This is a genomic window from Dyella jiangningensis (assembly GCF_003264855.1).
Lineage (GTDB): Bacteria > Pseudomonadota > Gammaproteobacteria > Xanthomonadales > Rhodanobacteraceae > Dyella > Dyella jiangningensis_C.
In genome coordinates this window covers 416,728-441,092 of sequence record NZ_NFZS01000001.1, presented here as the reverse complement: position 1 = coordinate 441,092, position 24,365 = coordinate 416,728, and the positions used below count along the sequence as shown (strand labels likewise).

The 24,365-nt window shown below is 67.0% G+C and carries 23 protein-coding genes; 18 read left to right on the top strand and 5 right to left on the bottom strand.

Features of this window, described 5'->3' with window-relative positions:
- Positions 1 to 230: 230 nt before the first annotated feature.
- From CA260_RS01885 to CA260_RS01860, 6 genes are all read left to right on the top strand, one after another.
- The gene (locus CA260_RS01885; RefSeq protein WP_111980772.1) at positions 231 to 1,847 is read left to right on the top strand and encodes an alpha-glucosidase family protein; all 1,617 of its coding nucleotides are present in this window, start codon (positions 231 to 233) and stop codon (positions 1,845 to 1,847) included.
- Between the two features lie 112 nt (positions 1,848 to 1,959).
- Entirely contained in the window at positions 1,960 to 2,178 is a 219-nt protein-coding gene (locus CA260_RS01880; protein ID WP_111980771.1) for a hypothetical protein, read from the top strand.
- 82 nt (positions 2,179 to 2,260) lie between these two features.
- Complete coding sequence (locus CA260_RS01875; RefSeq protein ID WP_111980770.1) at positions 2,261 to 3,436, top strand: FAD-dependent oxidoreductase; 1,176 nt, start codon at positions 2,261 to 2,263, stop codon at positions 3,434 to 3,436.
- A gap of 100 nt (positions 3,437 to 3,536) precedes the next feature.
- Positions 3,537 to 5,480, top strand: coding sequence for a serine hydrolase domain-containing protein (locus CA260_RS01870; protein ID WP_172461696.1), 1,944 nt, complete (start codon positions 3,537 to 3,539; stop codon positions 5,478 to 5,480).
- Between the two features lie 138 nt (positions 5,481 to 5,618).
- Positions 5,619 to 7,814 (top strand): DNA helicase II, encoded by a 2,196-nt coding sequence (uvrD, locus tag CA260_RS01865; RefSeq protein ID WP_111980768.1) that lies wholly within the window; start codon positions 5,619 to 5,621, stop codon positions 7,812 to 7,814.
- A gap of 123 nt (positions 7,815 to 7,937) precedes the next feature.
- Entirely contained in the window at positions 7,938 to 8,294 is a 357-nt protein-coding gene (locus CA260_RS01860) for a hypothetical protein (RefSeq protein ID WP_111980767.1), read from the top strand.
- Positions 8,295 to 8,414: 120 nt separating this feature from the next.
- Here the strand turns inward: CA260_RS01860 and CA260_RS01855 are convergent, their stop codons facing one another.
- From CA260_RS01855 to CA260_RS01845, 3 genes are all read right to left on the bottom strand, one after another.
- Positions 8,415 to 9,671, bottom strand: a complete 1,257-nt coding sequence (locus CA260_RS01855) for a heme biosynthesis HemY N-terminal domain-containing protein (protein ID WP_111980766.1) — start codon at positions 9,669 to 9,671, stop codon at positions 8,415 to 8,417.
- Positions 9,668 to 10,762 carry a uroporphyrinogen-III C-methyltransferase gene (locus CA260_RS01850; protein ID WP_111980765.1) on the bottom strand — a complete coding sequence of 365 codons (1,095 nt, stop codon included), beginning with the start codon at positions 10,760 to 10,762 and terminating at the stop codon, positions 9,668 to 9,670. Before CA260_RS01850 ends, CA260_RS01855 begins: the two co-directional genes overlap by 4 nt.
- 103 nt (positions 10,763 to 10,865) lie before the next feature.
- On the bottom strand, positions 10,866 to 11,636 hold the full coding sequence (locus CA260_RS01845) for a uroporphyrinogen-III synthase (RefSeq protein WP_111980764.1): 771 nt from the start codon (positions 11,634 to 11,636) through the stop codon (positions 10,866 to 10,868).
- Between the two features lie 89 nt (positions 11,637 to 11,725).
- On the opposite strand from CA260_RS01845, the gene CA260_RS01840 reads away from it, so the two are divergent.
- The 3 genes from CA260_RS01840 (at position 11,726) to CA260_RS01830 (ending at position 13,333) form a co-directional block, all read left to right on the top strand.
- Positions 11,726 to 12,208, top strand: coding sequence for a YiiD C-terminal domain-containing protein (locus tag CA260_RS01840; protein WP_111980763.1), 483 nt, complete (start codon positions 11,726 to 11,728; stop codon positions 12,206 to 12,208).
- A 50-nt stretch (positions 12,209 to 12,258) separates the two neighbouring features.
- The gene (locus tag CA260_RS01835; RefSeq protein ID WP_111980762.1) at positions 12,259 to 12,672 is read left to right on the top strand and encodes a hypothetical protein; all 414 of its coding nucleotides are present in this window, start codon (positions 12,259 to 12,261) and stop codon (positions 12,670 to 12,672) included.
- A gap of 217 nt (positions 12,673 to 12,889) precedes the next feature.
- Positions 12,890 to 13,333 (top strand): rhodanese-like domain-containing protein, encoded by a 444-nt coding sequence (locus CA260_RS01830; protein ID WP_111980761.1) that lies wholly within the window; start codon positions 12,890 to 12,892, stop codon positions 13,331 to 13,333.
- Between the two features lie 114 nt (positions 13,334 to 13,447).
- Here CA260_RS01830 and CA260_RS01825 read toward each other — a convergent pair whose 3' ends face one another.
- A complete protein-coding gene (locus CA260_RS01825; RefSeq protein WP_111980760.1) occupies positions 13,448 to 14,518 on the bottom strand; it encodes a 2Fe-2S iron-sulfur cluster-binding protein in 1,071 nt (356 codons plus the stop codon).
- A gap of 77 nt (positions 14,519 to 14,595) precedes the next feature.
- On the opposite strand from CA260_RS01825, the gene CA260_RS01820 reads away from it, so the two are divergent.
- The 8 genes from CA260_RS01820 to CA260_RS01785 all read left to right on the top strand — a co-directional run bounded on the left by CA260_RS01820 (position 14,596) and on the right by CA260_RS01785 (position 22,736).
- Complete coding sequence (locus CA260_RS01820; RefSeq protein WP_111980759.1) at positions 14,596 to 15,036, top strand: hotdog fold thioesterase; 441 nt, start codon at positions 14,596 to 14,598, stop codon at positions 15,034 to 15,036.
- Positions 15,033 to 15,977, top strand: a complete 945-nt coding sequence (locus CA260_RS01815; RefSeq protein ID WP_238149688.1) for a serine/threonine protein kinase — start codon at positions 15,033 to 15,035, stop codon at positions 15,975 to 15,977. Before CA260_RS01820 ends, CA260_RS01815 begins: the two co-directional genes overlap by 4 nt.
- A gap of 307 nt (positions 15,978 to 16,284) precedes the next feature.
- A complete protein-coding gene (locus CA260_RS01810; protein WP_111980757.1) occupies positions 16,285 to 16,719 on the top strand; it encodes a hypothetical protein in 435 nt (144 codons plus the stop codon).
- A 212-nt stretch (positions 16,720 to 16,931) separates the two neighbouring features.
- A complete protein-coding gene (locus CA260_RS01805; protein ID WP_111980756.1) occupies positions 16,932 to 18,104 on the top strand; it encodes a class I SAM-dependent rRNA methyltransferase in 1,173 nt (390 codons plus the stop codon).
- A gap of 24 nt (positions 18,105 to 18,128) precedes the next feature.
- The gene (locus tag CA260_RS01800) at positions 18,129 to 19,346 is read left to right on the top strand and encodes a DUF2252 domain-containing protein (RefSeq protein ID WP_111980755.1); all 1,218 of its coding nucleotides are present in this window, start codon (positions 18,129 to 18,131) and stop codon (positions 19,344 to 19,346) included.
- A 68-nt stretch (positions 19,347 to 19,414) separates the two neighbouring features.
- The gene (gene rmuC / locus CA260_RS01795; RefSeq protein WP_111980754.1) at positions 19,415 to 20,860 is read left to right on the top strand and encodes a DNA recombination protein RmuC; all 1,446 of its coding nucleotides are present in this window, start codon (positions 19,415 to 19,417) and stop codon (positions 20,858 to 20,860) included.
- Between the two features lie 184 nt (positions 20,861 to 21,044).
- Positions 21,045 to 21,824, top strand: a complete 780-nt coding sequence (locus CA260_RS01790) for a hypothetical protein (RefSeq protein ID WP_111980753.1) — start codon at positions 21,045 to 21,047, stop codon at positions 21,822 to 21,824.
- 54 nt (positions 21,825 to 21,878) lie between these two features.
- Positions 21,879 to 22,736 carry a hypothetical protein gene (locus CA260_RS01785; RefSeq protein ID WP_111980752.1) on the top strand — a complete coding sequence of 286 codons (858 nt, stop codon included), beginning with the start codon at positions 21,879 to 21,881 and terminating at the stop codon, positions 22,734 to 22,736.
- A gap of 9 nt (positions 22,737 to 22,745) precedes the next feature.
- On the opposite strand, the gene CA260_RS01780 is transcribed toward CA260_RS01785, so the two are convergent.
- Positions 22,746 to 23,594, bottom strand: coding sequence for an energy transducer TonB (locus CA260_RS01780; protein WP_146745269.1), 849 nt, complete (start codon positions 23,592 to 23,594; stop codon positions 22,746 to 22,748).
- A gap of 166 nt (positions 23,595 to 23,760) precedes the next feature.
- On the opposite strand from CA260_RS01780, the gene folE reads away from it, so the two are divergent.
- Entirely contained in the window at positions 23,761 to 24,363 is a 603-nt protein-coding gene (gene folE / locus CA260_RS01775; RefSeq protein ID WP_111980750.1) for a GTP cyclohydrolase I FolE, read from the top strand.
- Positions 24,364 to 24,365: the final 2 nt, after the last annotated feature.

The window sequence follows — 24,365 nt, the reverse complement described above, 5'->3', positions numbered from 1 at the left end:
CATTTTCGCCTTGCATGTAGCGGCTTCCGGCAGATCGGGACGCCTCGCGCCGCGCGACTCTTTTGGGTGATCCACATCACTTGTTGCGTCGCAATATCGCGTTTTTTTGAATACGTATGCAGTCACGGCGTTGCATCGCGACTCTGCCTTTAAGCTGCCCCCCGCGCTTCGCTCAGGCCACGTGTCTTTCGCGACATGCGCAATGCATTGGGCGGGAACGGGACATGCGAATGAGTGAAGCACCGTGGTGGCGCGGAGCCGTCACCTACCAGATCTATCCACGCAGCTTCATGGATACCAATGGCGACGGCGTCGGCGACCTGCCGGGCATCATTGCCAAGCTCGACTACATCGCGAGCCTGGGTGTGGACGCGATCTGGATCGCCCCGTTCTTCCGCTCGCCGATGGCCGATTTCGGCTACGACATCGCCGACTACCGCGAAGTCGATCCGCTGTTCGGCAACAACGATGACTTCGATCGCCTGCTCGCCAAGGCGCATGCGCTCGGCATCAAGGTGATGATCGACCAGGTGCTCAGCCATACCTCGACCGAGCATGCCTGGTTCAAGGAAAGCCGCCAGAGCCGCACGAACGCCAAGGCGGACTGGTACGTGTGGGCCGATGCGCGCGAAGACGGCACGCCACCCAACAACTGGCTGTCGCTGTTCGGCGGCTGCGCGTGGCAGTGGGAGCCGCGCCGCGGGCAGTACTACCTGCACAACTTCCTGACCTCGCAGCCGGACCTCAACTTCCATAACCCCGACGTGCGCCGCGCGGTGCTCGACGCGGTGAAGTTCTGGCTGGACAAGGGCGTGGACGGCCTGCGCCTGGACGCGATCAACTTCTGCTTCCACGACCAGCAGCTGCGCGACAACCCGCCCAAGCCGGAAGACAAACGCGTGGGCCGCGGTTTCAGCCCGGACAACCCGTACGCGTTCCAGTACCACTACTACAACAACACGCGGCCCGAGAACATCGCGTTTCTGGAGGACCTGCGCGCGTTGATGGACCAGTACCGCGACGTGGCGGCGATCGGCGAAATCTCCTCGGAGGATTCGCTCGCCACCACCGCCGAATACACCAGCGGCCGTCGCCTGCACATGGGTTACAGCTTCGAGCTGCTCACCGACGATTTCAGCGCAGCCTATATCCGCGGCACGGTGCAGAACCTCGAAGCGCAGATGCTGGAAGGCTGGCCCTGCTGGGCCATTTCCAACCACGACGTCTCGCGCGTGCTCACGCGCTGGGGCAACGGTGACGCCTCGCCGCGCCTGGCCAACCTGCTGAGCGCCATGGTCTGCTCGCTGCGCGGCTCGGTGTGCGTGTATCAGGGAGAAGAACTCGGCCTCACCGAAGCGGACGTACCGTTCGAAGCGCTGCAGGATCCCTACGGCATTACCTTCTGGCCGACCTTCAAGGGCCGCGACGGATGCCGCACGCCGATGCCGTGGAATGGCGGCATCAACGCCGGTTTCAGCGTGGGCGAACCGTGGCTGCCGGTACCGGCGGAACACCGCGCGCTCGCCGTGAGCCTGCAGGAAACCGCCGACGACTCCGCGCTCAACGGCTTCCGCACCTTCATGGCCTGGCGCAAGGCGCAGCCGGCGTTGCGCTGGGGCAACATCCGCTTCATCGACACGCCCGAGCCGGTGCTGGCCTTCACGCGCCAGCATGGCGGCGACACCGTGCTGGTCGCATTCAACCTGTCCACGCAGGACGTCAGCCTGCCGCTGCCTGGGATAGGCGCCACCACCGCGATCGAAGGCCACGGCCTGGCCCAGGGCACGCTGGCCAATGATGTACTTAGCTTGCCCGGCCACGGCGCGCTGTTCGCACGCGTCGGCTGAACGAAATCCTTTCTCCCCGACGGCGGACGTGCCTCGCCACACCGCCGTCGACTTTTTTCACACGTCCGCGCCACCTATGATCGGGCCTCCGTCCGATCCTTAGGAGCGTTTCATGCGTGCAGTGTTGATCATCATCGGCATCATCCTGCTGGGCGCCGGCGCCTGGGTCGTGTTCGGCCACGGCAGCTACCAGACCACCGATACGCTGGTGCAGATCGGCTCGGCCAAGGTCACCGCCACGCACGACAAGGCCGTGCCGGAATGGATAGGCGTGGCGGGCATCATCATCGGTGCGGTCATCGCGATCGGCGGTTTCCTCAAGAAAGGCTGACGTCCGCCCTGCCCTTGCCCGCCGACAGCACGCATGCTGGCGACCGGATGGCAAGGGCCGACCGCCCACGGGAGAGAGAACGATGGAACGCCGCCAATTCCTGCGCCAGGCCGGCGCGACGCTCGCCGTGGCCTCGACCGCCGGGCTCGCGGGCTGTGCACAGCAACCGATGAAGGCGGCAGGCGCGCACCTGCCGCCCGATGCCGCCGGACTCGCTCCCATCCGCGCCAGCGTCGACCGCATCACCGGCGTATACGTGTGCACGCGCCCCTTTCGCGCGGCGGGCCCGCGCATCGAGATGCAGAAGCTCGGCAGCAAGACCATCGTGCACAACTACGGCCACGGCGGCAGCGGCTGGTCGCTATCGTGGGGCTCGGGCACGCTGGCGCTGCAGATGGTGCAAAGCACCGGCGCGCGCGAACTCGGCGTGATCGGCTGCGGCGCGATCGGCCTGACCACGGCGCTGCTGGCTCAACAGTCCGGCCTGGCCGTGCGCATCTATGCCAAGGCGCTGCCGCCGGATGTGTTTTCCATGCGTGCCTCGGGCCTGTGGACGCCCGACTCGCGCATCTGCGACGCCGCGCACGCGCCCGGTCTGGCGGATCGCTGGGAAATGATGGCGCGCATCTCCTACGCGCGTTACCAGAGCCTGCTGGGGCTGCCCGGCAGGCCGATAGAATGGATCGACGGCTATTCGCTCGCCGACGCGCCCTTCGGTTCGTTCCACGGCGAAGTGGACGATGAACCCGAGTACGGCGAGTTTGCCGACCGCGTACGCGATCTCACGCCACGTTCCGTCGAACTGCCACCCGGCACGCATCCCTTTCCCGAACCGTACGTGCGCCGCTACACCACGTTGATGTTCAACATCAGCAGCTATGCCAACCTGCTGATGTCCGAATACCTCGCCGCCGGCGGCAAGATCGAGATCCGCGAGTTCACCCATCCCGACGAATTGCAGAAGCTGCCCGAGCGCACGATCGTCAATGCCACCGGTTATGGCGCGCGTGCATTGTTCAGCGACGAATCGGTGATTCCCGTGCGCGGACAGACGGCGCGACTGGTGCCGCAGCCGGAAGTGACCTATGGCCTGCGCATGAAGGACATCAGCGTGGTGCCGCGCAGCGACGGCATCATGGTGCAGGTGATCGGCGATGCCGGCAATTTCAACAATGCAGACGTCACGCCGCGCCGCGCGGACTCCGAAGCCGCCGTGCGCGAGTTGGCGGATTTGATGACCAGGATGCGCCGCAGCTGAAAAACCGCTGACGGGTTGGCGGCGCGCCAACGCGAAAGCGACATCCCACGCGGCATACTCGGCGCTCGCCCGATCGAACGGAATGCCGAGGGAGTCCCACGTGAAAGCCATCGCGCCTGCCATCGCCCGCAGCGCTCGACTTGTGCTGGCGGCCGCACTGGCAATGTCCGCATCGCACTCCTACGCGCAGATACAGATCACCCCGCTGCCTGAACCCAAGGCCGCCACCATCACGCAGATCGGTGCGCACGAGCTCACCGGCGGCGACGTCGGGCCATGGCTCGACGAACAGATGGCCCGGGCCATGTCGAACGGCGGCATCGCGGGCGCCGTCGCCGTGGTGGTGAAGGACGGCAACGTCGTCGCATCGAAGGGCTACGGTTACGCGAACGTGGCGGCCAGGAAACCGGTGGATCCGGCGAGCACGATGTTCCGGGCAGCATCGGTGTCGGAGCTGTTCACCTGGACGGCGGTGATGCAGCTTGCGGAGCAGCACAAGCTCGAACTCGATGCGGACATCAACCGCTACCTCGACTTCCAGATCCCTCCGCGCGACGGCAAGGCCGTGACCCTGCGCGATCTGATGACGCACACGGCGGGGTTCGAGGACGTGCTCCGCGATCGCTACGCCGCCGATGCGGCCACGCTGATGAGCAACGAGGCGTGGCTGAAGCGATGGATACCGGCGCGAATCTATCCCGCAGGCGACGTGCCCGCGCACTCCGCTTACGGCGCCGCACTGGCGGGCTACATCGTGCAGCGCGTCTCCGGCATGCCGTTCGACACGTATGTCGAGCGGCACATCTTCATGCCGCTCGGCATGCAGCACGCCAGCTTCCGGCAACCGCTGCCCGCCGATGTGCAAGCCGATGCCCCGCCTGGCTATCGAAGCGCCGAAGCGTCACCGCAGTCGTTCGCTCGGCGAACCGCGGCCCCAGCGGAGGGGCTGTCCATCAGCGGCGATGACATGGCGCGCTTCATGATCGCGCACCTGCAGTTCGGCCGCGCCGGGGAGGCGCAGCTCCTGGAACAGGCCAGCGTGAAGGCGATGCACGACTACCTGCGGGCCGCCATCCCGGGTTTGCCAGGCATGGCGCTGGGGTTCGCGCGCATGGATCGCGACGGCCAGGTCATCCTTGGTCATGCCGGCGGCATCGCGGACTTCCATAGTCTCGTCGCGCTGTTTCCAGAACAGCACGCGGGCATCTTCATCGCCATGGACGGCCACCCGGATGGCGGGTGGCCACGAGCATTGGCCGATGCTTTCGATGCGCGCTATTTCCCGCCGCTGCCGCAGCTGAAATCGCCGACCTTGCCGACCGCGAAACAGCATGCCGGCCAGATCGCAGGTCGATATGCCTCAAGCATCACGTCGCAAAGCAATGTGCTCGCCCTGCGCGACCTGTTCCAGCCGCTATGGGTCGGCGTGGCAGCCGACGGCACGCTGCGCGTTCCGCAGCTCGGCGCGGAATCCTGGCGTGAAGTGAAGCCGTATGTCTGGGTGGACGATGCCAGCGGGCACCAGCTGGCCGCACTCGTGCGCGACGGCAAGGTGCGCATGTGGTCGATCGATACGCTGTCGCCGGCGCAGGTGTTCCTGCCTGCGAGCGGGTGGGCTCCAGGCCGCGTGGCTGGCGTGCTGATGACCTTGCTTGCGATCTTCGCGCTTGTCGCCTTGTCGTGGCCGGTGGTGGCGCTGCTGCGTCGGCGGAACATCGGGATCGCGCTGCCGGAAGGCGACGAACGCTGGTATCGCCTCAGCCGCATCGTACCCATCTTCCATCTGGCGTTTGCCGGTGGCTGGGCGCTGATGCTGCCGCGGCTGGGCGCGCCGCATCTGGACATGCGCCTGCTGCTGTTGCAGATCGTCGGCGTGCTCGCCGTGCTGGGCACGATTCCGGTCGCTATCGAGACCTGGCGTGCCTGGCGCACACCGGGCGCGTGGTGGCGGCGGCTCAGTGACGTCGTGTTGCTGATGGCCTGCCTGGGGGCGATCGCGTTCATCGTGAATTTCCATCTGCTGGGTCCGGGCTACAACTACTAGCGACCGCATCTCCCCTGCAGGAGCGCACCCAGTGCGCGACCGCAGAGCACCGGCGTCACCGCTCCGTTGGCTTTTCGCGCAAGGTGCGCTCCTACAGGAGAAAAGGCTCCCTGGCGCCGGGCCCGGTACAATGGGCGGATGGATGTCTCCCACCTGATCGACAAGCTCAACGATGCGCAGCGCGAAGCGGTCTGCGCTCCACCTGGCAACTACCTCGTGCTCGCCGGCGCCGGCTCCGGCAAGACGCGCGTGCTCACGCATCGCATCGGCTGGCTCACGCAGGTGGAACACATCTCGCCGTGGGCGATTCTTGCGGTGACCTTCACCAACAAGGCCGCCGGCGAGATGCGCGCGCGTCTGGACCAGTTGATTCCGGGCGGAACGCAAGGCCTTACCGTGGGCACTTTCCACGGCATCGCCCATCGCCTGCTGCGCCGCCATTGGCGCGAGGCCGGGCTGCCGGAAGGTTTCCAGATCCTCGATGCGGACGACCAGCAGCGCATCGTCAAGCGCGTAGTCACCGGGCTGGGCCTGGACGAAGCGCGCTTTCCGCCGCGCCAGGCTACCTGGCAGATCAACCAGTGGAAGGACGAAGGCAAGCGCGCAGACACCATCGAGCATCGCGATCACCCGATGACGCGCACGCTGGTGCAGATCTACCAGGCCTATGAAGAAGCCTGCCGTCGCGCGGGCCTGGTGGATTTCGCCGAGCTGCTCCTGCGCGCGCACGAGCTGTGGTTGAACAATCCGCAGATCCTCGATCATTACCGTGATCGCTGGCGCTACCTGCTGATCGATGAGTTCCAGGACACCAACACGCTGCAATACGCGTGGATCCGCGTGCTCGCCGGCAGCACCGGCCAGGTGTTCGTGGTGGGCGACGACGACCAGGCCATCTACGGCTGGCGCGGCGCGAAGGTGGAGAACGTGCAGCAGTTCCTGCGCGATTTCCCCGGCGCCAAGACCATCAAGCTGGAGCAGAACTACCGCTCCACGGCTACCATCCTCAAGGCCGCCAACAGCGTGATCGCGCGCAACGGCGGCCGCCTCGGCAAGCAGCTGTGGACCGATGGCGGCGATGGTGAACGCATCGCGCTGTACGCCTCGTACAACGAACAGGACGAAGCGCGTTTCGTGGTGGAGCGCATCCGCGAGTACGTCGCCGAACACGGCGAGGCGCGCGACATCGCCATCCTCTATCGCTCCAACGCGCAGTCGCGCAACTTCGAAGAACAGCTGATGCAGCGGGACATCCGCTTCCGCGTGTACGGCGGCCAGCGCTTCTTCGACCGCGCCGAAATCAAGGATGCGCTCGCCTATCTTCGCCTGGCGTCCAACCGTCACGACGACGCCGCGTTCGAGCGCGCGGTGAACACGCCGCCACGCGGCATCGGCGACCGCACGCTGGACGTGCTGCGCCGTCGTGCGCGTGTCGAAGGCAGTTCCATGTGGGAGTCCGCGCTCAGCGAGTTGAGCGGCGGCAAGGAACTGGCCGGCCGCGCGAAGAATGCGGTGAAGGCCTTCCTGTCGATGATCGAGGACATGGCGCGCGCATTCGCCGGCACGGAGACGGGCAACGCACTCGCGCTGGCCGAACAGATCGACCACGCCATCACGCACAGCGGCCTGCGCGACTTCTACGAGAAGGACAGCCGTGGCAACGCCGAATCGCGGGTGGAGAACCTGGACGAGCTGGTCAATGTCGCCAGCCGTTTCGAGCTCACGCCCGACGACGTCGAGGCCGGCCTGAGCGAACTCGCGGCGTTCCTTTCGCATGCCGCGCTCGAAGCGGGCGAAGGCCAGGGCGAGTCGTGGGACGACTGCGTGCAGTTGATGACACTGCACTCGGCCAAGGGCCTGGAATTCCCGGTGGTGTTCCTGGTGGGTATGGAAGAAGGCCTGTTCCCCAGCCAGCGCTCGGTGGAAGACGAGGGCCGCCTCGAAGAGGAACGCCGCCTCGCCTATGTCGGCATCACCCGTGCGCGCGAGCGACTGTTCATCACGTATGCGGAATCGCGCCGCATGCACGGCGTGGAAATGCTGGCGCGGCCTTCGCGTTTCCTGTCGGAGATTCCGCCGGAGCTGATCGACGAGGTGCGGCCGCGCGTGCAGGTGAGCCGTCCGTTGTACGGTGCGCGCCCGAGCGGCGGCTCGATCTCGCTGGACGAACCCATGCCGCTCAAGCTGGGCCAGCGCGTCAGCCATCCGAGTTTCGGCGAGGGCGTGGTGGTGAGTGCCGAGGGCAGCGGTGCGCACATGCGTATCCAGGTGAACTTCGCCTCGGCCGGCAGCAAGTGGCTGGTCTATGCGTACGCCAATCTGACGCCGGTGTGATGCCGGGGCCGCGGAAGACGCCGCGCCCGGGAGTATGATCAGCCCGCGCCATAGGGTGACGACCGGAACGTCCGCGGGAAGCGCGGCGGTTCCGCCTCTGCAGCTCCAGCGATCGGGCCGGCCATGACAACCAACCTCGACGAGGAAGCCCCCGCCACGCGTCGCCGTCGCCTGGACGACGACATCTGCGTCCACATCTTCACCGCCTCGGCCACCATGGTCGGCGTCTGCCTCACCGTCATCGGCATCCTGCGCGTGGTGATTTCGCTCCGCCGCGAAGACACCCTCGCCGACGACATGCTCGCCGTGAATTCGCTGCTCTACCTGGCCTCGTGCCTGCTGTCGTACTGGGCGCTACGCACGCGCAACATCAGCCGCAACTACCGGCTGGAACGCATCGCGGATGTGATCTTTCTGCTCGCCATGGTGTTCACGGCGATCAACGCGGGTTTCATTACCTGGGCGATTTCGGTCGGTTGAAGCAACATGGTTTTTTGTAGGAGCGCACCCAGTGCGCGATAAACCAACGGAGCCGTGATTCCGTAATCGCGCACTGGGTGCGCTCCTACAACGAGAACTGAGGCCCCGCCACCACGCGCCTTACTCCGGCAACCGCGGCACGCCGTGCTCGCTGCGCTCTTCCATCGCGATGGGCCGCGTATCCAGCCGCGTGCCGCGGGCGCCTTGCGGCAACGAGGTGGTCGGTTCGCCGCGGGCAAGCGCGAGTGCGTTGCGATAGCAGCGCTGCGCCATGACCGCATCGCTCTGGCCCGCATAGACATCGCCCAGCGCTTCCCATGCACCGCTGCTGGGCGACAGCGCCAGCGAGCGCTCCAGGTATTGCGCGGCCTTGCCCCAGAGACTCAACCGCACGCACATGCGGCCGAGGGTGAGCAGCAAGGCGGCATCGTTGGGATGCGCATCCAGCCAGGATTCGGCGCGGCGCAGGCGCGCCTCGATGTCTTCGGCACCGAGCGCGCCATAGGTTTCGATCAGCAGCGGCGACCATTCGCGGCGCAGCGCCGACTCCACTTCGTCCATCGCCGGCAGCACCATGCCGAACGAGGCCGCCTGGCGCGCGTAGGCGTCCACCGCAGCCGGCACGCGGCGCTGTGCCTTGGGCAGCTGCGTCCACAGTGCGTTGAGCGCGGCGGCATCCGGCGCGCCACGCAACGAGGCGGTCAATACCTGCGCTTCCAGTGCGGCGTAACCGCGTGCGCCAAGGGCACCGCCCTTCTGCAGGGGATCCAGCGCCATGCGTGCCCGGCGGGTATCGCCCGCGGCCAGCGCGGCGAGTGCGAGTTCGCGCCAACCGCCCGGCGTCAGGCTGCCGCTGTCGGCATCGGCCGCAAGCAGGTTCACCGCCTCGGTGGGCTTGCCTTCGCGACGCAGCACGCGCGCACGCAATACGCGCGCGGCGCGCGGCGCCACCTGGCCGGCTTCGTCCAGCGTGGTGAGCGCGCGGGTGTTCTCGCCGCGCCGCGATGCCGCTTCGGCCGCGGCGAGCAGCGCCGGGCCGCGCAAGGTATCCAGGCGCGAGGCACGATGCAGGTCGCGCTCCGCATCGCCGTGGCGGCCCTCCATCAATGCCACCAATCCTTCGCCCATCTTCTGCCGGCTGAGCCGGCGATGGCGGCGCGTGAGCGCGCCGAACGGCCAGCGCACGGCAAACCACACGGCTCCAAGCACGGCCCACGCGAGAAGCAGGATGACCACCGCGGCGACCACCGTGGTCTCTGCCTGCCAGCCGCGCAACTGCACCAGCACGTAACCGGGATCTTCGGCGACCCAATGCCAGCCGAATGCGGCCAGCGCCGCCACGATCACCAGCAGCAGGATCCAGCGCCAAAGCTTCATGGCTTGGTCCCGTTGGCGCTGGCAGTGGCCGGCTTGAGCGCATGCACCGCGCGCAGGTTGCGCAGTTCGCTGAGCGCGGCGCCCAGCTGTACCGGCGCGGTTGGCTGCTGCGCCTGCAGCGTGGCCAGCTGGGTGCGTGCCTGCTGCACGGCGGGGGCAGTCGTGTCGAACTGCGCGGCGATGCCCGTGTCCGCACGCTTGAGGGCGGCGGCATAGGCGTCGCGATCGGCCGCCAGCAGCGCGGCCTGCGCCTGCGCTAGATCGATGGCGGTGAGCTCGCGCGCAAACCGTGCATCGGCCATGGAGAGCGGCGCGCCGTTGGTGCGCTGCACCTTCACCACGTTGCCGATGGCCGCGGTGATGCGCGACCAATGGCTGGTCGACGTGTCGGTACCGGCGGTATCCAGCGGCTTGAGCGGAAGTTCCAGCACCGCGGTGCGCAGCGCGGAAAGTGCCGTCAGCGAGGCGTCGAGGGACGCGGGCTGGCTCTTGGCCAGCGCTTCGCGTTCCGCGCCGATGCTCTGGCGCAGGCCGGAGAACGCGCCATCGTTCACCGCCGCCAACGCCTGGTCGGCGAGCGCGTACGCGGCCGCGGCGCCCTGCGCGTCATGGAACAGGTCGTAGCGTTCCTTCGCCATGCGCAACAGCGATTCGGTTTCGTCGAGCAGCATGGCGTCGTGGCCGGACAGCGTCTTCTCAGACAGCTTGGCCACGGCGTCTTCGAGGTTGCGCGTGCGCTCGGCCTGGCTGAGCAGTTCCTCGCGCAGCGAACGATTCACCTGGTCCGCATCGCCCAGGCGCTGGCGCAGCAGGTTGCGCTCGCTGTCGCCGGCCTTAGCCACGTTTTCGAGGCTGTCCACCCGCTGCTGCAGTCCCTGCAGTACCGCGTTGCCCGCGGCATTGCCTTGCTCCTGCTGCCACTGGCGCCAGCCCACGTAACCTGCGCCACCGATGGCGACCAGCGACAGCAGCAGCGCCACCGCCAAGGTGCCGCTGCCGCGGCGTGCAGACGCGCCACCACGTACGCGGGAGGAACCGGAGGGTGCGCCTTCCGGCGCCTCGGATCGGGAGAAGGAGTCGTCTTGGCTCATGGGTGACATGCTAACAGCCTGCAGCAGGGGGCTCGCATCAAGCGGGCGTGAAATGACCTGCCGGCGAAACGGGTACGTCGTCCGGCGCGCTGTCGCCGATCGATCAGCCTGCGGCAGCGGCGAGCAGATCGGCGGACAACGCAGAAGCCGCCAGCCGCACACGGGAAAATCCCGCGCGGCGAGCGGCTTCGGCCAACCGCTCGCTGCTGGCCACCGCCATGGCGCCTCGAAGCTGCGCCCATGCCGCGGCGGGCAGGCCCTGTTGCAGGTTGCCCAAGGCCTCGGCGCTGGAAAGCAGCACGCACGTATCGATCGGCAAGTGCTTCAGCGCCTCGATGTGCCGCGCCTGCCAGCGCGGCATACCGCGCTGGTACACATGCACTTCGCGCAGACATGCGCCGCGCTCCGCCAAGGTCGCGCGCAACACGCCGCGACCGCCCGGCGCGCCGATGAGGGCCACGCGTCGGCCATGCAGTTCGGCCAGCAGGGGATGATCCAGCAGGCCTTCGCTGTCCTGGCGAAGCGACGGCGCCAGCGGCGCTTTCACGCCATGCCGCCGCAGCGCGCGTGCCGTGCCCTGCCCCACGGCGAACACCGTGGCCTGTGTCCGCAACGGTGCAAGGCGCGCGGCAAAACGCACGGCGGCCGGGCTGGTGAAAACAAGCAGGTCGTCGCCGAGCGCCGCCTTCAGGGCATCCGCGCAAGAGGCGACGTCGTCCATGGCGTGCAGCGACAGAGCCGGCAGCAGCACAGGCATGCCGCCACGCTCGCGCACTTCCCGGGCCAGCGCCGAACCGGTCCCCGACGGCCGCGTGATGACCACGGTACGGCCGTGCAGCGCGGGCTTGGCGGCGTTCGGGTGCGACGCGGTCATGTACCTCTCCATGGAAACCCGTGCAGTGTACCGGCGCATCCCCCACGTGGCGCGTAAACTACGCATTCCCCGATTCGACACGACCCCCGATGAGCACGACCGAACGACAGACCCTCGCGCGCAAGCTGGTGACCTTCATGCGCGATGAAATTCCCCTTGCGCAGAACATGGACCTGAGCCTGCACGACTGCGACGAACAGCAGCTGTCGATCGCCGCGCCGCTGCCACCCAACGTCAACGACAAGGGCTGCGCGTTCGGCGGCAGCCTGGTGAGCGCCATGACGCTGACCGGCTGGGGCCTGGTCGAGCTGGAACTGCGCGTGCGCGGCCTCGATTGCGACGTGTTCGTGGGCGAATCCACCGTGCGCTACCTGGAGCCGGTATGGACCGACTTCGTCAGCGAGGCGTGCCTGGCCGACGGCGGGGACTGGACAGACTTTTTCGATACGCTGGCCGCGCGCGGCCGCGCCCGTATCGAGGTGGCCTGTCGCGTGCCAGGCACCGGCGACAAGCCTGCGGCGACGCTGGCGGCCCGTTTCGTGGCCAAGCGGCGTTCCCCCGACGCCGTATGAAAACGCTCGCGAGGTTGGGCAGAATGAGGGCCTGCCCAGGGGGAACCGTCATGCGCCGCATCCTGACCACGCTCGCCATTCTCGCCACGCTGTCGCTTGCCGGCTGCGCCACCGACCAGCGCAACGATGCGCTCACCACCACGCTAAACGCGTACGCGAGCACGGTGCGCTGGGGCGACTTCGCGACGGCGCAGCAGTTCGTCGACCCGAAGGTACGCGAGGCGCACCCGGTGTCCACGCTGGAGATGGCGCGTTACCAGCAGTACAAGGTGAGCGGCTACGACGAGGGCAAGGGCCCCACGCCGCACGGCGAATTCGAAGTGACCCAGGTGGTGCAGATCAACCTGGTGAACGTGAACACGCAGTCCGAACGCACCGTCACCGACCACCAGACCTGGCATTACGATGCCGAAGGCAAGCATTGGTGGCTGGTGAGCGGATTGCCGGACATCAGCCGGCAGTGACGTTGGACCCGGGGGCGCAGCGCAGGTAACGGCGCCCGCAACACCGCCGGGAACGACCGCTCGAACACAAGCACCGCGCGAGCCGCCCCGGGGAACGGCGCCCGTCTCCGCGGCCGGCTTTCCCTCCGCGCCGCCTATCCCGGCCGCCCGCCTGCCCTATAATCCCCGGTTCCATTGACCCCGCGCGGCTGTCGGCCGCGCCTGCGGAAGCTCTTTCATGAACGATGTCCTGCACAAGCTGCCCGAGTTCATCGGCAACCATCTCGCGCTCGTGGCGCTGTTTTTCGTCCTGTTGCTGGCCATCGTGGTGATGGAAATCCTTGCACTGTTCCGCAAGTACAAGGAGCTGACGCCCGCCGGCCTCACCCTGCTGATCAACCGCGAAAGCCCGCTGATGGTGGACCTGTCCGCCTATGCCGATTTCGAGAAGGCGCACGTGCCGGGTTCACGCCATGTGTCGATGAGCCAGTTCGATCCCGAGCAGAAGGACCTGGCCAAGGCCAAGGATCTCCCCGTGGTGCTGATCGACAAGGACGGCCGCAACACCGGCAAGGCTGCGCAGCGGCTGGTGAAGGCAGGCTTCTCCAAGGTGTTCACGCTCGGCGGCGGCGTGCTGGCGTGGCAGCAGGCGCAGTTGCCGGTGGCGAAGGGCAAGAACTGATTTATTGCCTTTCCCTGTAGGAGCGCACCCAGTGCGCGACCGCGGCGCGTCGGCATCACCGCTACGTAGGTTTTTCGCGCACTGGGTGCGCTCCTACAGCAAGGCGGCGGTTACTCACGTCTCGATGGCGATGCCCGCGCGGCTTCCCAGTATCTGCGCCAGCACATCCGGCGCGTAGTCGAACGAGTCGTAGTACAGCCGGTCTTCCGGCAGGTTCGCGTTGACGAACAGCTTGCGGCCGGCATCGATCATCGCCGGCGGGCCGCTCATGTACACGTCGTATGCAGCGAGATCGGGCTGGTCTTCCAGCACCGCCTCGTGCACCAGGCCCACGCGCGCACCATGGCTCGCGGCCTGTTCCGGATCGGAAATCACTGCCTGGAACGCGAGGTCGTGCGCCTTCCCCGTCCAGCTTTCGGCCATCCCGCGCAGATACAGGTCCGCCGCGCTGCGTGCGCCCCAGTACACGCGCATCGGCCGACGCGTGCCCAGCGAGAGGAAGTGCTCGACGATGGCCTTCACCGGCGCGAAGCCGGTGCCGCCGGCCATGAACACCATCGGCCGCTCGGAATCTTCGCGCGGCACGAAGGTGCCCAGCGGACCTTCGATGCGTAGCCTGTCGCCCACCTTCAGCGTGTCGGCCACCCACGAGGTGAAGCCGCCGCCCGCCACGTGGCGCACATGCAATTCGATGGTGCCGTCCGCCTGCGGATGATTGGCGATGGAGAACGGTCGACGCCGCCCTTCGTCCAGCAGCACGTCGAGGTACTGGCCGGGCAGCCAGTTGAGGCGTACGTCTTGCGAGACGGGCTTGAGGTGCAGGCCGATCACGTCGGGCGCCAGCATCCATTTGCGCGATACCGCCACGTCGAGCTGGCGGCGCGCGATGTCTTCCACCGAGGTCACTTCGCGCGCCTCGATCACCAGGTCGCTGCCCGGCACCGCCTGGCACAGCAGGACCGCGTGCTGCGACGGCGCCGTGCCGCTCAGGGCCAGCGGCGGGTTGCGTGGATACTCGCAATGCCCCTCGACCAGCGTGGCCTTGCAGCTCCCGCAGACGCCGGCACGGCACGAGTACGGCAGCGCGATGCCGGCCCGCTGAGCGGCTTCCAGCACGGTTTCGCCCGGCGCGGCGGTGAAGTGGCGACCGGTGGATTGGATGGTGACGGTAAACACGTGGTGCATTGTCGCGGCGACAGCAGTCAGTCGACAATGAGGGTCCCCACGTCCGTTCACAAGCTTTTCCCGCGGAGAATCAGCTCATGGCCATCTGGAAACAGGACATTTCGCTCGAGCGCATCAATGGCTGGAGCGCCAACACCATGATGGAGACGCTGGGCATCCGCATCACCGAGGTGGGCGACGATTGGCTGCGCGGCACCATGCCGGTGGACCACCGGACCCATCAGCCCTACGGCCTGCTGCACGGCGGCGCCTCGGTCGTGCTTGCCGAGACGCTGGGCAGCACGGCGGCCATGCTGGCGCTGGACCCGGCGCACGAAGTGGCGGTGGGCCTGGACATCAATGCCAACCACGTGCGCGGTGTGCGCAGCGGCACGGTGACCGGCACCGCGCGCGTCATCCACATCGGCCGCACCACGCAGGTATGGGAAATCCGTATCGAAGGCGAAGCCGGCGAGCTGGTGTGCATCTCGCGCCTCACCATGGCGGTGATTCCCTCGCGCGTGGTGGCGCCGCGTTGAGCCTGGAAGCGCCCTACCACACGCTCGATCCCGACTGCGTGCTGGAGGCCGTCACCGCCTGCGGCCTGTGGCCGGACGGGCGCCTGCTGGCGCTCAACAGCTACGAAAACCGCGTGTGGCAGGTGGGCATCGAGGATGCCGCGCCGGTCATCGCCAAGTTCTACCGCCCGCACCGCTGGAGCGATGCGGCGATTCTCGAAGAGCATGCGTTCGCCCAGGAACTCGCCGCCGACGACATTCCGATGGTGGCTCCGCTGGTGTTCGGTGGACGCACCCTGCTGCACCACGCAGGCTTTCGCTATGCGCTCACGCCCCGTCGCGGTGGACGCGCGCCATCGCTGGAATCGGCCGAGCAACTGGAATGGCTTGGACGTCTGATCGCGCGCATCCACGCCGTGGGTACGAGGCAGCCCTTCCAGCATCGTGGACGCATCGATCGCGCCACGCTGATCGAACAACCGATGCACGCCGTGCTCGCCTCTTCGCTGCTGCCGGCGTCGCTGCATGCGGCCTACCGCGCCGCGGCCGAGCGAGTGGACCAGGCCGTCGCGACGCGTCTGGAAGCCGTGGGCCCGGTGCGCTCGCTGCGGCTGCATGGCGACTGCCATCCGGGCAACGTGCTGTGGACCGATCATGGACCGCATTTCGTCGACCTCGACGATGCCCGCATGGGTCCGGCGGTGCAGGACCTGTGGATGCTGGCCAACGACGACCACGGCATGCAGGCGCTGCTGGAGGGCTACCAGCAGATGCGCGAATTCGACTTCGCCGAACTCGCCCTGGTGCCCGCGCTGCGCGCCATGCGCCAGCTGCATTACGTGGGCTGGATCGCCGCCCGCTGGCACGACCCCGCCTTCCCCATCGCGTTCCCCTTCGCAGCCGAGCCGCGCTGGTGGGAGCAGCACATCACCGACCTGCATGAACTTGACGAGGCCTTGTAGGAGGGCACCTTGTGCGCGACAAACGGGCGGAATGGCAAGCAGTGAAGCGCTGCGGTCGCGCACTGGGTGCGCTCCTACAGGGTGAATTCGACCGTTTACCGCACGTGCGGGCTTTTTCCTGTGGGAGCGGACCCTGTGCGCGACAAGCCTGCGAAGCGGCAAGAGTGAAGTGCTGCGGTCGCGCACGGGGTGCGCTCCTACAGGGCTTGCGGCTTCCTGTATGCCTCCCAACAAAACGCCAACCCGTCCGGCCTACAAGACCGGAGCAATCCGCTAAGCTCGCCGCTTTCGAACCCGGGGCGGGCACGTGCGCAATTTCCTTTTCCGACTGATCGGCATCCTCGAAGTCGCCGGTGGCTTCTTCGGCATGGTGAACATGCTGCGCCGGCTGTTGCCGTTCGGTTCGAACGATTCGCTGGTCGCGGTGATCGGCCTGATCCTCTACGCGTTCGTGCTGGTGGCGGGCGTACTGCTGCTGGAGAACAGCGAACGCGGCGTGACCTTCTCCAGCTGGGCGCAGCTGCTGCAGCTGCCGCTGATCGCCACGCCGATCTTCAGTTACGCACTGCATTGCGGCGGTTACGTCAACGTGTTCGCCACGCTGCACCTGCCGGTGCGCCTCGGCCTGGATTGGCATTTCGGCAGCGAAGGCTTCCTGCTCGCGGTGGCCGGACCCGGACTTTCGCGCATCGGCATCAACCTGCTCGCCCTGCTGTCCTGGCTGGCGCTGCGCCTGCGTTAAGGCTGTGCTCTACTCCCTCTCCCCTTTGGGGAGAGGGTTGGGGTGAGGGGCGGCTCTTGCCTCGCGCTCATTGGAAACTGCGCTCCAGCTCTTCCTTTCCCAGATAGAAAAAGCAACGCCCCGCAAGAGTGCCCCCTCACCCCAGCCCTCTCCCCGGAGGGGAGAGGGAGCTAAAAAAGCGGCTACTTCCACGCACCAGCTATCATGTGCGGATGAATACCCCCGCTTCCCTCCCCGTCATCCGCCTCAAGACCGACCGCACGCCCGGCCACCCGTGGGTGTGGTCCGCGCAGGTGCACAAGCCCGAGGGCCGCCTGCCGCCCGGCAGCGTGGTGGACGTGGAGGACGCCAAGGGGCGCTTCGTGGGCCGCGGCTTCTGGAACGGCCATGCGCGCATCGCGCTGCGCCTGCTCACCACCGAGCCGACCGAAACCATCGATGCCGACTGGATCACCGCGCGCATCGACCGCGCCATCGCGCTGCGCCAGGAGCTGCTGCAGCTCGACCGCGTGAGCGATGCCTGGCGCGTGGTGCACAGCGAAGGCGACGGACTTTCCGGCCTGGTGGTGGATCGCTACGCCGACATCCTGGTGATCGAATACTTCGCCGCCGGCATGTGGCGCTTCCGCGAAGCGATCCACGCGGCGCTGCTGCGCCACTTCCCCGGAGCGCGCCTGTACTGGTTCGCCGAGAATCATGTGCAGAAGCAGGAGTCCTTCGACTGTCGCTCGCCGGAAGCGCCGGCGCCGGTGGAGGTGCACGAGCACGGCCTGCGTTTCCACGCCGCTCCAGGCTATGGCCACAAGACCGGCTTCTTCGCTGACCAGCGCGAGAACCGCCACCACTTCGCGCGCCTCGCCAAGGGCCGCCGCGTTCTGGACCTGTGCTGCAATTCCGGCGGCTTCGCGGTACACGCGCTCGCTGCCGGCGCGCAGTCCGCCGTCGGCGTGGACATGGACCCGGGCATCCTGGAAATCGCCCGCGCCAACGCGGCGGCCAATGACGTGCCCGCCGTGTTCGAGGCCGCCGACATGTTCGACTGGCTGCGCAACGCAGTGGAGCGCGGCGAGCAATACGACGCGGTGATCCTCGACCCGGCCAAGCTCACGCGCGACCGCAACAAGGTGTTCGACGCGCTGAAGAAGTACTTCGCGATGAACCGCCTCGCACTCGACGTGATTCCGCCCGGCGGCCTGCTGCTGACCTGTTCGTGCACGGGCTTGGTCAGCGAGGGGGATTTCCTCGAGATGCTGCGCCGCGTGGCGCTCAACGCAGGACGCGAGATCCAGGTGCTGCACGTCGCCGGTGCCGGCGCCGACCATCCGTTCCGTAGCGACGTGCCCGAAGGGCGCTACCTGAAGGCCGTGTTCTGTCGCGTGATGTAACTGCAAGACCGTGGAGGGCGTGACATGACCGATGTCGTCGAATCCATCCGCAACTACAACGCCAAGCGCGACCCCGAGCGCCTGCAGCGCAAGTACGTGGCCATGCGCCACGACCCGTTCACCTTCCTGCGCGGCACCTGTCACCTCTTCTACCAGCGCCTGCCCGAGCCGAAGTGGCTGGGCAAGGCGCCGCCGGTATGGGTCTGCGGTGACCTGCACCTGGAGAACATGGGCAGCTACAAGGGCGACAACCGCCTCGTCTATTTCGACCTGAACGATTTCGACGAAGCCGCGCTGGCGCCCGCGTCATGGGAACTGGTGCGCCTGCTGACCAGCGTGCACATCGCCGCCGGCAGCCTGCACCTGAGCGGCGCGCAGGCCGATCACCTGTGTGGCGATTTCCTGGATACGTACGCCGCCGAGCTGCGCGCCGGCAAGGCGCGCTGGGTCGAGCGCGACATGGCCAGCGGCATGGTGGGCGACCTGCTGGGCAACCTGCGCGGTCGCCTGCGGCCGCCTTTCCTGGACAGCCGCACCGTGCGCAAGGGCAAGCACCGCACCCTGCGCATCGACGGACGGCGCGCGCTGCCGGTTACCGACAAGCAGCGCGAACGAGTCACCGCATTGATCGACAGTGTCGCCGCCAGGGAAGACAAGCCCCGCTTCTATCGCGTGCTGGACGTGGCGCGCCGCATCGCCGGCACCGGCAGCCTGGGCGTTGATCGCTACGCCATCCTCGTCGAGGGCAAGGGATCGCCCGACGGCAACTACCTGCTCGACCTCAAACTGGCGCAGCCATCCTCGCTCGTGCCGCATCTGGACATCCGCCAGCCCGAATGGCGCACCGAGGCCGAGCGCGTGGTGGCGGTGCAGGCGCGCATGCAGGCGATCAGCCCGGCTTTCTTCCGCGCCGTGACCATGGGGCGCAAGTCCTACGTGTTGCGCGGCCTGCAGCCCACCGAAGACCGGCTGGCGCTGGCCGACTGGCACGGCAAGCTGGAGCGCCTGGAAGGCGTGCTCCAGACCATGGGCAGGCTGGTGGCGTGGGCGCAATTGCGCAGCAGCGGACGGGATGGCTCCGCCAGCGCCGATCAGCTCATCGCGTTCGGCGGGAAGAACCGCTGGCAGGCGCAGTTGCTGCGGCTGGCCAAGGAATGCACGAAGCAGGTGCAACGCGACTGGAAGACCTATGGCAAGGCGTTCGACCAGGGCGCGTTCCGGCTCCCGCCGCCGCAGGCATGATGTGCCGGAATCCCGGCTACTGAGACGACAACGCGTACACTTGGCACCTTGTACTGCCGGGTGCCGCCATGTCCGTGACTGAAATCCTGTTGATCGTCCTCGTCGTCGCCGTGGTGGTGATGATCGTGCTGCAGGTGATGAACCTGCAGCGTCATCGCGACGATGGCAGCCTCACGGCGCGACTGGATGCCCTGAAGGACGACAACCGCCACCTGCGCGAAGCGCTCGCGCAGGAGCAGCGCGCCGGTCGCGGCGAGATGGCCCAGACGCTCGGGCAGTTCCGCTCGCTGGTGCAGGAGCAACTGGGCGGCATGAGCGCCCAGCAGCACGAGCGCATCGGCCAGTTCGGCCAGCGCCTGGACGTGCTCACCGAGCGCACCGACGCCGGCCTGCAGGTGCTGGCCCAGCGCCTTACCGAAGACGCGCGCCGCAGCCGCGAGGAACTCACGCTCGCCCTCAACCGCTTCGGCGAACAGCAGCAGCAGCGCCTCGCCGCACTCACCGCCGACAACGAAAAGCGCCTCAATGAGGTGCGCGCCACGCTGGAAACCAAGCTCAAGGCCATCCAGGACGACAACGCCGCAAAGCTGGAACAGATGCGCGCGACCGTGGACGAAAAACTGCAGACCACGCTGGAAACGCGCCTGGGCCAGTCGTTCGCGCTGGTGTCCGAGCGCCTGGAACAGGTGCAGCGCGGCCTCGGTGAAATGCAGAACCTCGCCACCGGCGTGGGCGACCTGAAGCGCGTGCTCACCAACGTGAAGACGCGCGGCATCCTCGGCGAAGTGCAGCTCGGCGCGCTGCTGGAACAGCTGCTCACCATCGAGCAATACGATTCCAACGTCATCACCATCCCCGGCAGCAACGACCGCGTGGAGTTCGCCGTGCGCATGCCCGGCGCAAGCGATGGGGCACAGCTTTACCTGCCCATCGACGCGAAATTCCCGGTGGAGGATTACCAGCGCCTGCTCGACGCGCAGGAGCTGGCCGACGTGGAAGCCGCCGCGCTCGCCGGCCGCGCGCTGGAACTGCGCGTGCGCGAGGAAGCCAAGCGCATCCGCAGCAAATACGTGGCGCCGCCGCACACCACCGACTTCGCCGTGCTGTTCCTGCCCACCGAAGGCCTGTACGCCGAAGTGATCCGCCGGCCTGGCCTGTTCGAAACCCTGCAGCGCGACCACCACGTCACCGTGGCCGGCCCCACCACGCTCACCGCGCTGCTCAACAGCCTGCAGATGGGCTTCCGTACCCTCGCCATCGCCAAGCGCAGCAGCGAAGTGTGGACGCTGCTCGGCGCGGTGAAGACCGAGTTCGGCAAGTTCGGCACGGTGCTGGAAAAGACGCGCAAGAAGCTCAACGAAGCGAGCAACGTCATCGACCAGGCCAGCGTGCGCACGCGCGCCATCGAACGCAAGCTGCGCGGCGTGGAAACGCTGCCGGGCGGCGAGGCGCAGCAGCTGCTGGGCGAAGGCCCTGCGCTGGAAGAGAGCAACGAGGATGATGTTGAGGTGTGAGCGATGCGTAGAAGAGGTCCCCTGATGAGCTCTCACATGTGGCCCTGAGTTGCCTTAAGTCCTCTTCGCTGCGGAATAGCGAAGGGATAAACGCCCGATCCCTTTCCACACCCATCAACCCCTTTCTCTCTGCCCCGGCGTTCCAACTCATGCATCGAATGGCGATGCTCGCCGGAGCCACCCCATGAAACGCTTCCACACTGTCCTCGCGCTGCTGGCCGCATTCGCCGCCAGCACGCAGGCCCAGGCCGTCGGGCGCCTGGTGGACATGAAAGTCTACGACCGCACAGCGCAGCAGGAGCTGCCCGTCTACCGTCACAACGGCCGCTATTTCGTCGCCGGACAACCCGGCCACCGCTACCAGATCCAGCTTCACAGCCGCGAAGGCGGACGCGTGCTCGGCGTGCTCTCCGTCGATGGCGTGAACGTGCTCTCCGGCGACACCGCCGACTGGTCGCAGACCGGCTACGTGCTCGATCCCTTTGTCACCACGGCGATCCCCGGCTGGCGCAAGAGTCTTTCCGAGGTGGCCGATTTCGTGTTCGCCGATGCCTCGCGCAGCTACGCGGCGCAGACGGGAAGACCGGACAACGTCGGCGTGATCGGCATGGCTGTGTTCCGCGCACGGCCGCTGCCGGTGCCCATGCCGGTGCGACCCATGGTGGAGGAATCGTCCGGCGCGGCCGCCGACCAGATGCGGCAGGCGCCCGCCTCGCCGGCACCGGCCGCCAAGGCGCTCTCCACGATCGGTGGCCCCCTTGGCACCGGCCACGGTCCGCGCGAAACCTCGGTGGTCAGCTATACCGATTTCGAACGCGCCTCGGCGACACCCGATGACGTGGTCACGCTGTACTACGACACGCGCGAACGGTTGATCGCACAAGGCATCATGCCTTCCGCCGAGCGTCAGCCACCCTCGAGACCCGATCCATTCCCCGGCCATTTCGTGCCCGATCCACGCTGAGTGCTACACCTCATTCACCCGCCCCGCACCGTCGCATGGCAGCATGCGCACGCCATGACCCATGACGCGCCGCTGCCGCCAGACACCTACGCATTGATCGATGCGCTCGAACAGAATCGTTCGCTCGAATGGCCCGAGCGGCTACGCGAGCGCATCCGTGCGATGGAGCGGCTGGAGGAATGGATCGATGACACGGTGGAAAACCACCCGCTTCACACGCGGGCCATGACTCTGCATGCACGCCTGGTGACGATCCAACGACAGCTGACCGAGTCCATTCGCGCCGATATCCGGCAAGGCACCGGCGCGCATTCCCTGCGCCGATGGTCGCCGGGAAACGACATCGACGCCGCGGAGACATACGACCATCTCGACGCATTGTTCGGTGACGTCCTCGCGTTCGATGAACCCTCCGGCGAGATCGCCCCGCTGGAAGCGGACATGGTCTTCTACCAGCCCACGCCCGTACGGCACGTCTTTGATCTGGTCGAGCGCGCGGGCATCACGGACGACGATGTCTTCGTCGACCTCGGCTCCGGACTCGGACACGTCCCCATGCTGGTGTCGATGCTTACGGGGGCGCGTTGCATCGGTATCGAGCGCGAACAGGTCTATGTCGATGGCGCACGGCGAAGCGCCGAAGCGCTGTGCCTGGGCGATGTGTCATTCGTTGCGCAGGACGTGCGTGAGGCCGACCTTTCCACAGGCACGGTTTTCTATCTGTATACGCCGTTCACCGGCGCCATCCTGGACGGCGTGCTCGAAAGGCTGCGTCGCGAGGCGCAACAGCGTCCGATTCGTCTCGTCACGTTCGGCCCCTGCACGAACGCCATTGCAGCGGAGCACTGGCTGCAGCCACTCGGCGAAAGCAACGCCAACCGGATTGCGGTATTTCATCCGGTCGGCGGCTAGATATCGAACTCAGCTGCCGCCCAGCGGCGTGGCGAGGCGCAGCAACGAGTTGCCGGTGTGCAGACCGTCTCCGGCCATGGCGTCCGGTGCTTCGCTGAGCAAGGTCTGGCTGATCCACGACGGCGTCTGACGGGGCCCGGGGATATAGCCATGCCAATGACCGTAGTCATCCTTAGGACGTTCGCCGAACGGCAACAGGTTGAACTGCACCGGCACACGCACCTGCCAGTACGGGTCGTCAACGCCTTTGCCGCGCGTGGGCGGGTTGTATGTCCACTTCTTACCGGCCTCCAGTGCCGCATCGGCAAGCAGCTTGCGATACAGGCGCATCTCGTTGGCAGTGCCGTACTGATCCAAATTGACCTGTTCGGCCACGCCCTCCTGTACGGCACCATCGCGACCGATGCGCAACAGCAGGAACACCGTGCCGCTGACGCGCGCATCGATGGCGGCCCTCGGATAGGCCGGCATGGGATCATGCGACTTGTAGCTCACCGTTTCCCCGTTGTGGCCGTCGTTGTCGCCGAAAGATGCACCGGAGACGGTAACGGCGAATTTGCCCTCGCCTGCAGGCTTCGCCAGCAACAGCAGGCTCATCTTCGTATGGACCACCTCGGTGATTGGCGCGGAGAGGTTGAACGTCCAGTGCGTGATGTTCCTGTCGACGATGGCGGCGACTTCGGGCGGCACCTGCTCTCGCCGATCGATGGTGTAGCCATGCAGGCTGCCGTCCGGATTCACGTCCACCGTGCCGGTCAGCACCATGCTGGCCTCCGCGTCCTTGCGGACGCTCCCGGCGTATACGCTGCCGGCCAGGATTGCCAGCAGCCCCCATCCCATGATGCGTCCCAGCTTCATGTCCATCCCTCCGGTTGATGTCCGGGCGAGTCTAACCGGCCCAGCTGACCGCGGTAAGCACCGCCCCAAGTCCTTGATCCCGCGGCGCAAGCGTCCTTTTGGCGGCCGAAAGCTTGACGGTCGCGTTACACTGGCGCGTCCGAAAGAGGTACCCGAAGGAACCCGCATGACCGAGCGCACCGAGCCGACCGAAGTCACCCGCGAGCAGGCCGAGGAGGCCGTGCGCGTCCTGCTGCGCTGGTCGGGCGAAGATCCCAGCCGCGAAGGCCTGCTCGATACGCCCAAGCGCGTGGTCAAGGCCTACAAGGATTGGTTCTCGGGATATGACATCGACCCGGGTGAATACCTGCGCCGCACCTTCGAGGAAGTGGCCGGCTACGACGAGATGGTCGTGCTGCGCGACATCGAGTTCGAAAGCCATTGCGAACATCACATGGCGCCGATCATCGGCCGCGCGCACGTGGGCTACCTGCCGACCAACCGCGTGGTAGGCATCAGCAAGCTGGCGCGCGTGGTCGACGCGTTTGCGCGCCGTTTCCAGGTGCAGGAAAAGCTCACCGCGCAAATCGCCCAGTGCATCCAGGAAAACCTGCATCCCGCCGGCGTGGCCGTGGTGGTCGATGCCAGCCATGAATGCATGACCACGCGTGGCGTGCACAAGCGCGGCGTGTCGATGGTCACCAGCCAGATGCTGGGCGCCTTCCGCGACGATGCACGCACCCGCGCGGAGTTCCTGCAGTTCATCGGCATCCACGGCGCTGGCCGCTGAGC

What these genes read in the sequence shown, in the direction of transcription:
- CA260_RS01885 (WP_111980772.1), top strand. Translation starts at nt 231, where the DNA reads ATGAGTGAAGCACCGTGGTGGCGCGGAGCCGTCACCTACCAGATCTAT.
- CA260_RS01880 (WP_111980771.1), top strand. Translation starts at nt 1,960, where the DNA reads ATGCGTGCAGTGTTGATCATCATCGGCATCATCCTGCTGGGCGCCGGC.
- CA260_RS01875 (WP_111980770.1), top strand. Translation starts at nt 2,261, where the DNA reads ATGGAACGCCGCCAATTCCTGCGCCAGGCCGGCGCGACGCTCGCCGTG.
- uvrD (WP_111980768.1), top strand. Translation starts at nt 5,619, where the DNA reads ATGGATGTCTCCCACCTGATCGACAAGCTCAACGATGCGCAGCGCGAA.
- CA260_RS01860 (WP_111980767.1), top strand. Translation starts at nt 7,938, where the DNA reads ATGACAACCAACCTCGACGAGGAAGCCCCCGCCACGCGTCGCCGTCGC.
- CA260_RS01855 (WP_111980766.1), bottom strand. Translation starts at nt 9,671, where the DNA reads ATGAAGCTTTGGCGCTGGATCCTGCTGCTGGTGATCGTGGCGGCGCTG.
- CA260_RS01850 (WP_111980765.1), bottom strand. Translation starts at nt 10,762, where the DNA reads ATGAGCCAAGACGACTCCTTCTCCCGATCCGAGGCGCCGGAAGGCGCA.
- CA260_RS01845 (WP_111980764.1), bottom strand. Translation starts at nt 11,636, where the DNA reads ATGACCGCGTCGCACCCGAACGCCGCCAAGCCCGCGCTGCACGGCCGT.
- CA260_RS01840 (WP_111980763.1), top strand. Translation starts at nt 11,726, where the DNA reads ATGAGCACGACCGAACGACAGACCCTCGCGCGCAAGCTGGTGACCTTC.
- CA260_RS01835 (WP_111980762.1), top strand. Translation starts at nt 12,259, where the DNA reads ATGCGCCGCATCCTGACCACGCTCGCCATTCTCGCCACGCTGTCGCTT.
- CA260_RS01830 (WP_111980761.1), top strand. Translation starts at nt 12,890, where the DNA reads ATGAACGATGTCCTGCACAAGCTGCCCGAGTTCATCGGCAACCATCTC.
- CA260_RS01825 (WP_111980760.1), bottom strand. Translation starts at nt 14,518, where the DNA reads ATGCACCACGTGTTTACCGTCACCATCCAATCCACCGGTCGCCACTTC.
- CA260_RS01820 (WP_111980759.1), top strand. Translation starts at nt 14,596, where the DNA reads ATGGCCATCTGGAAACAGGACATTTCGCTCGAGCGCATCAATGGCTGG.
- CA260_RS01805 (WP_111980756.1), top strand. Translation starts at nt 16,932, where the DNA reads ATGAATACCCCCGCTTCCCTCCCCGTCATCCGCCTCAAGACCGACCGC.
- CA260_RS01800 (WP_111980755.1), top strand. Translation starts at nt 18,129, where the DNA reads ATGACCGATGTCGTCGAATCCATCCGCAACTACAACGCCAAGCGCGAC.
- rmuC (WP_111980754.1), top strand. Translation starts at nt 19,415, where the DNA reads ATGTCCGTGACTGAAATCCTGTTGATCGTCCTCGTCGTCGCCGTGGTG.
- CA260_RS01790 (WP_111980753.1), top strand. Translation starts at nt 21,045, where the DNA reads ATGAAACGCTTCCACACTGTCCTCGCGCTGCTGGCCGCATTCGCCGCC.
- CA260_RS01785 (WP_111980752.1), top strand. Translation starts at nt 21,879, where the DNA reads ATGACCCATGACGCGCCGCTGCCGCCAGACACCTACGCATTGATCGAT.
- CA260_RS01780 (WP_146745269.1), bottom strand. Translation starts at nt 23,594, where the DNA reads ATGAAGCTGGGACGCATCATGGGATGGGGGCTGCTGGCAATCCTGGCC.
- folE (WP_111980750.1), top strand. Translation starts at nt 23,761, where the DNA reads ATGACCGAGCGCACCGAGCCGACCGAAGTCACCCGCGAGCAGGCCGAG.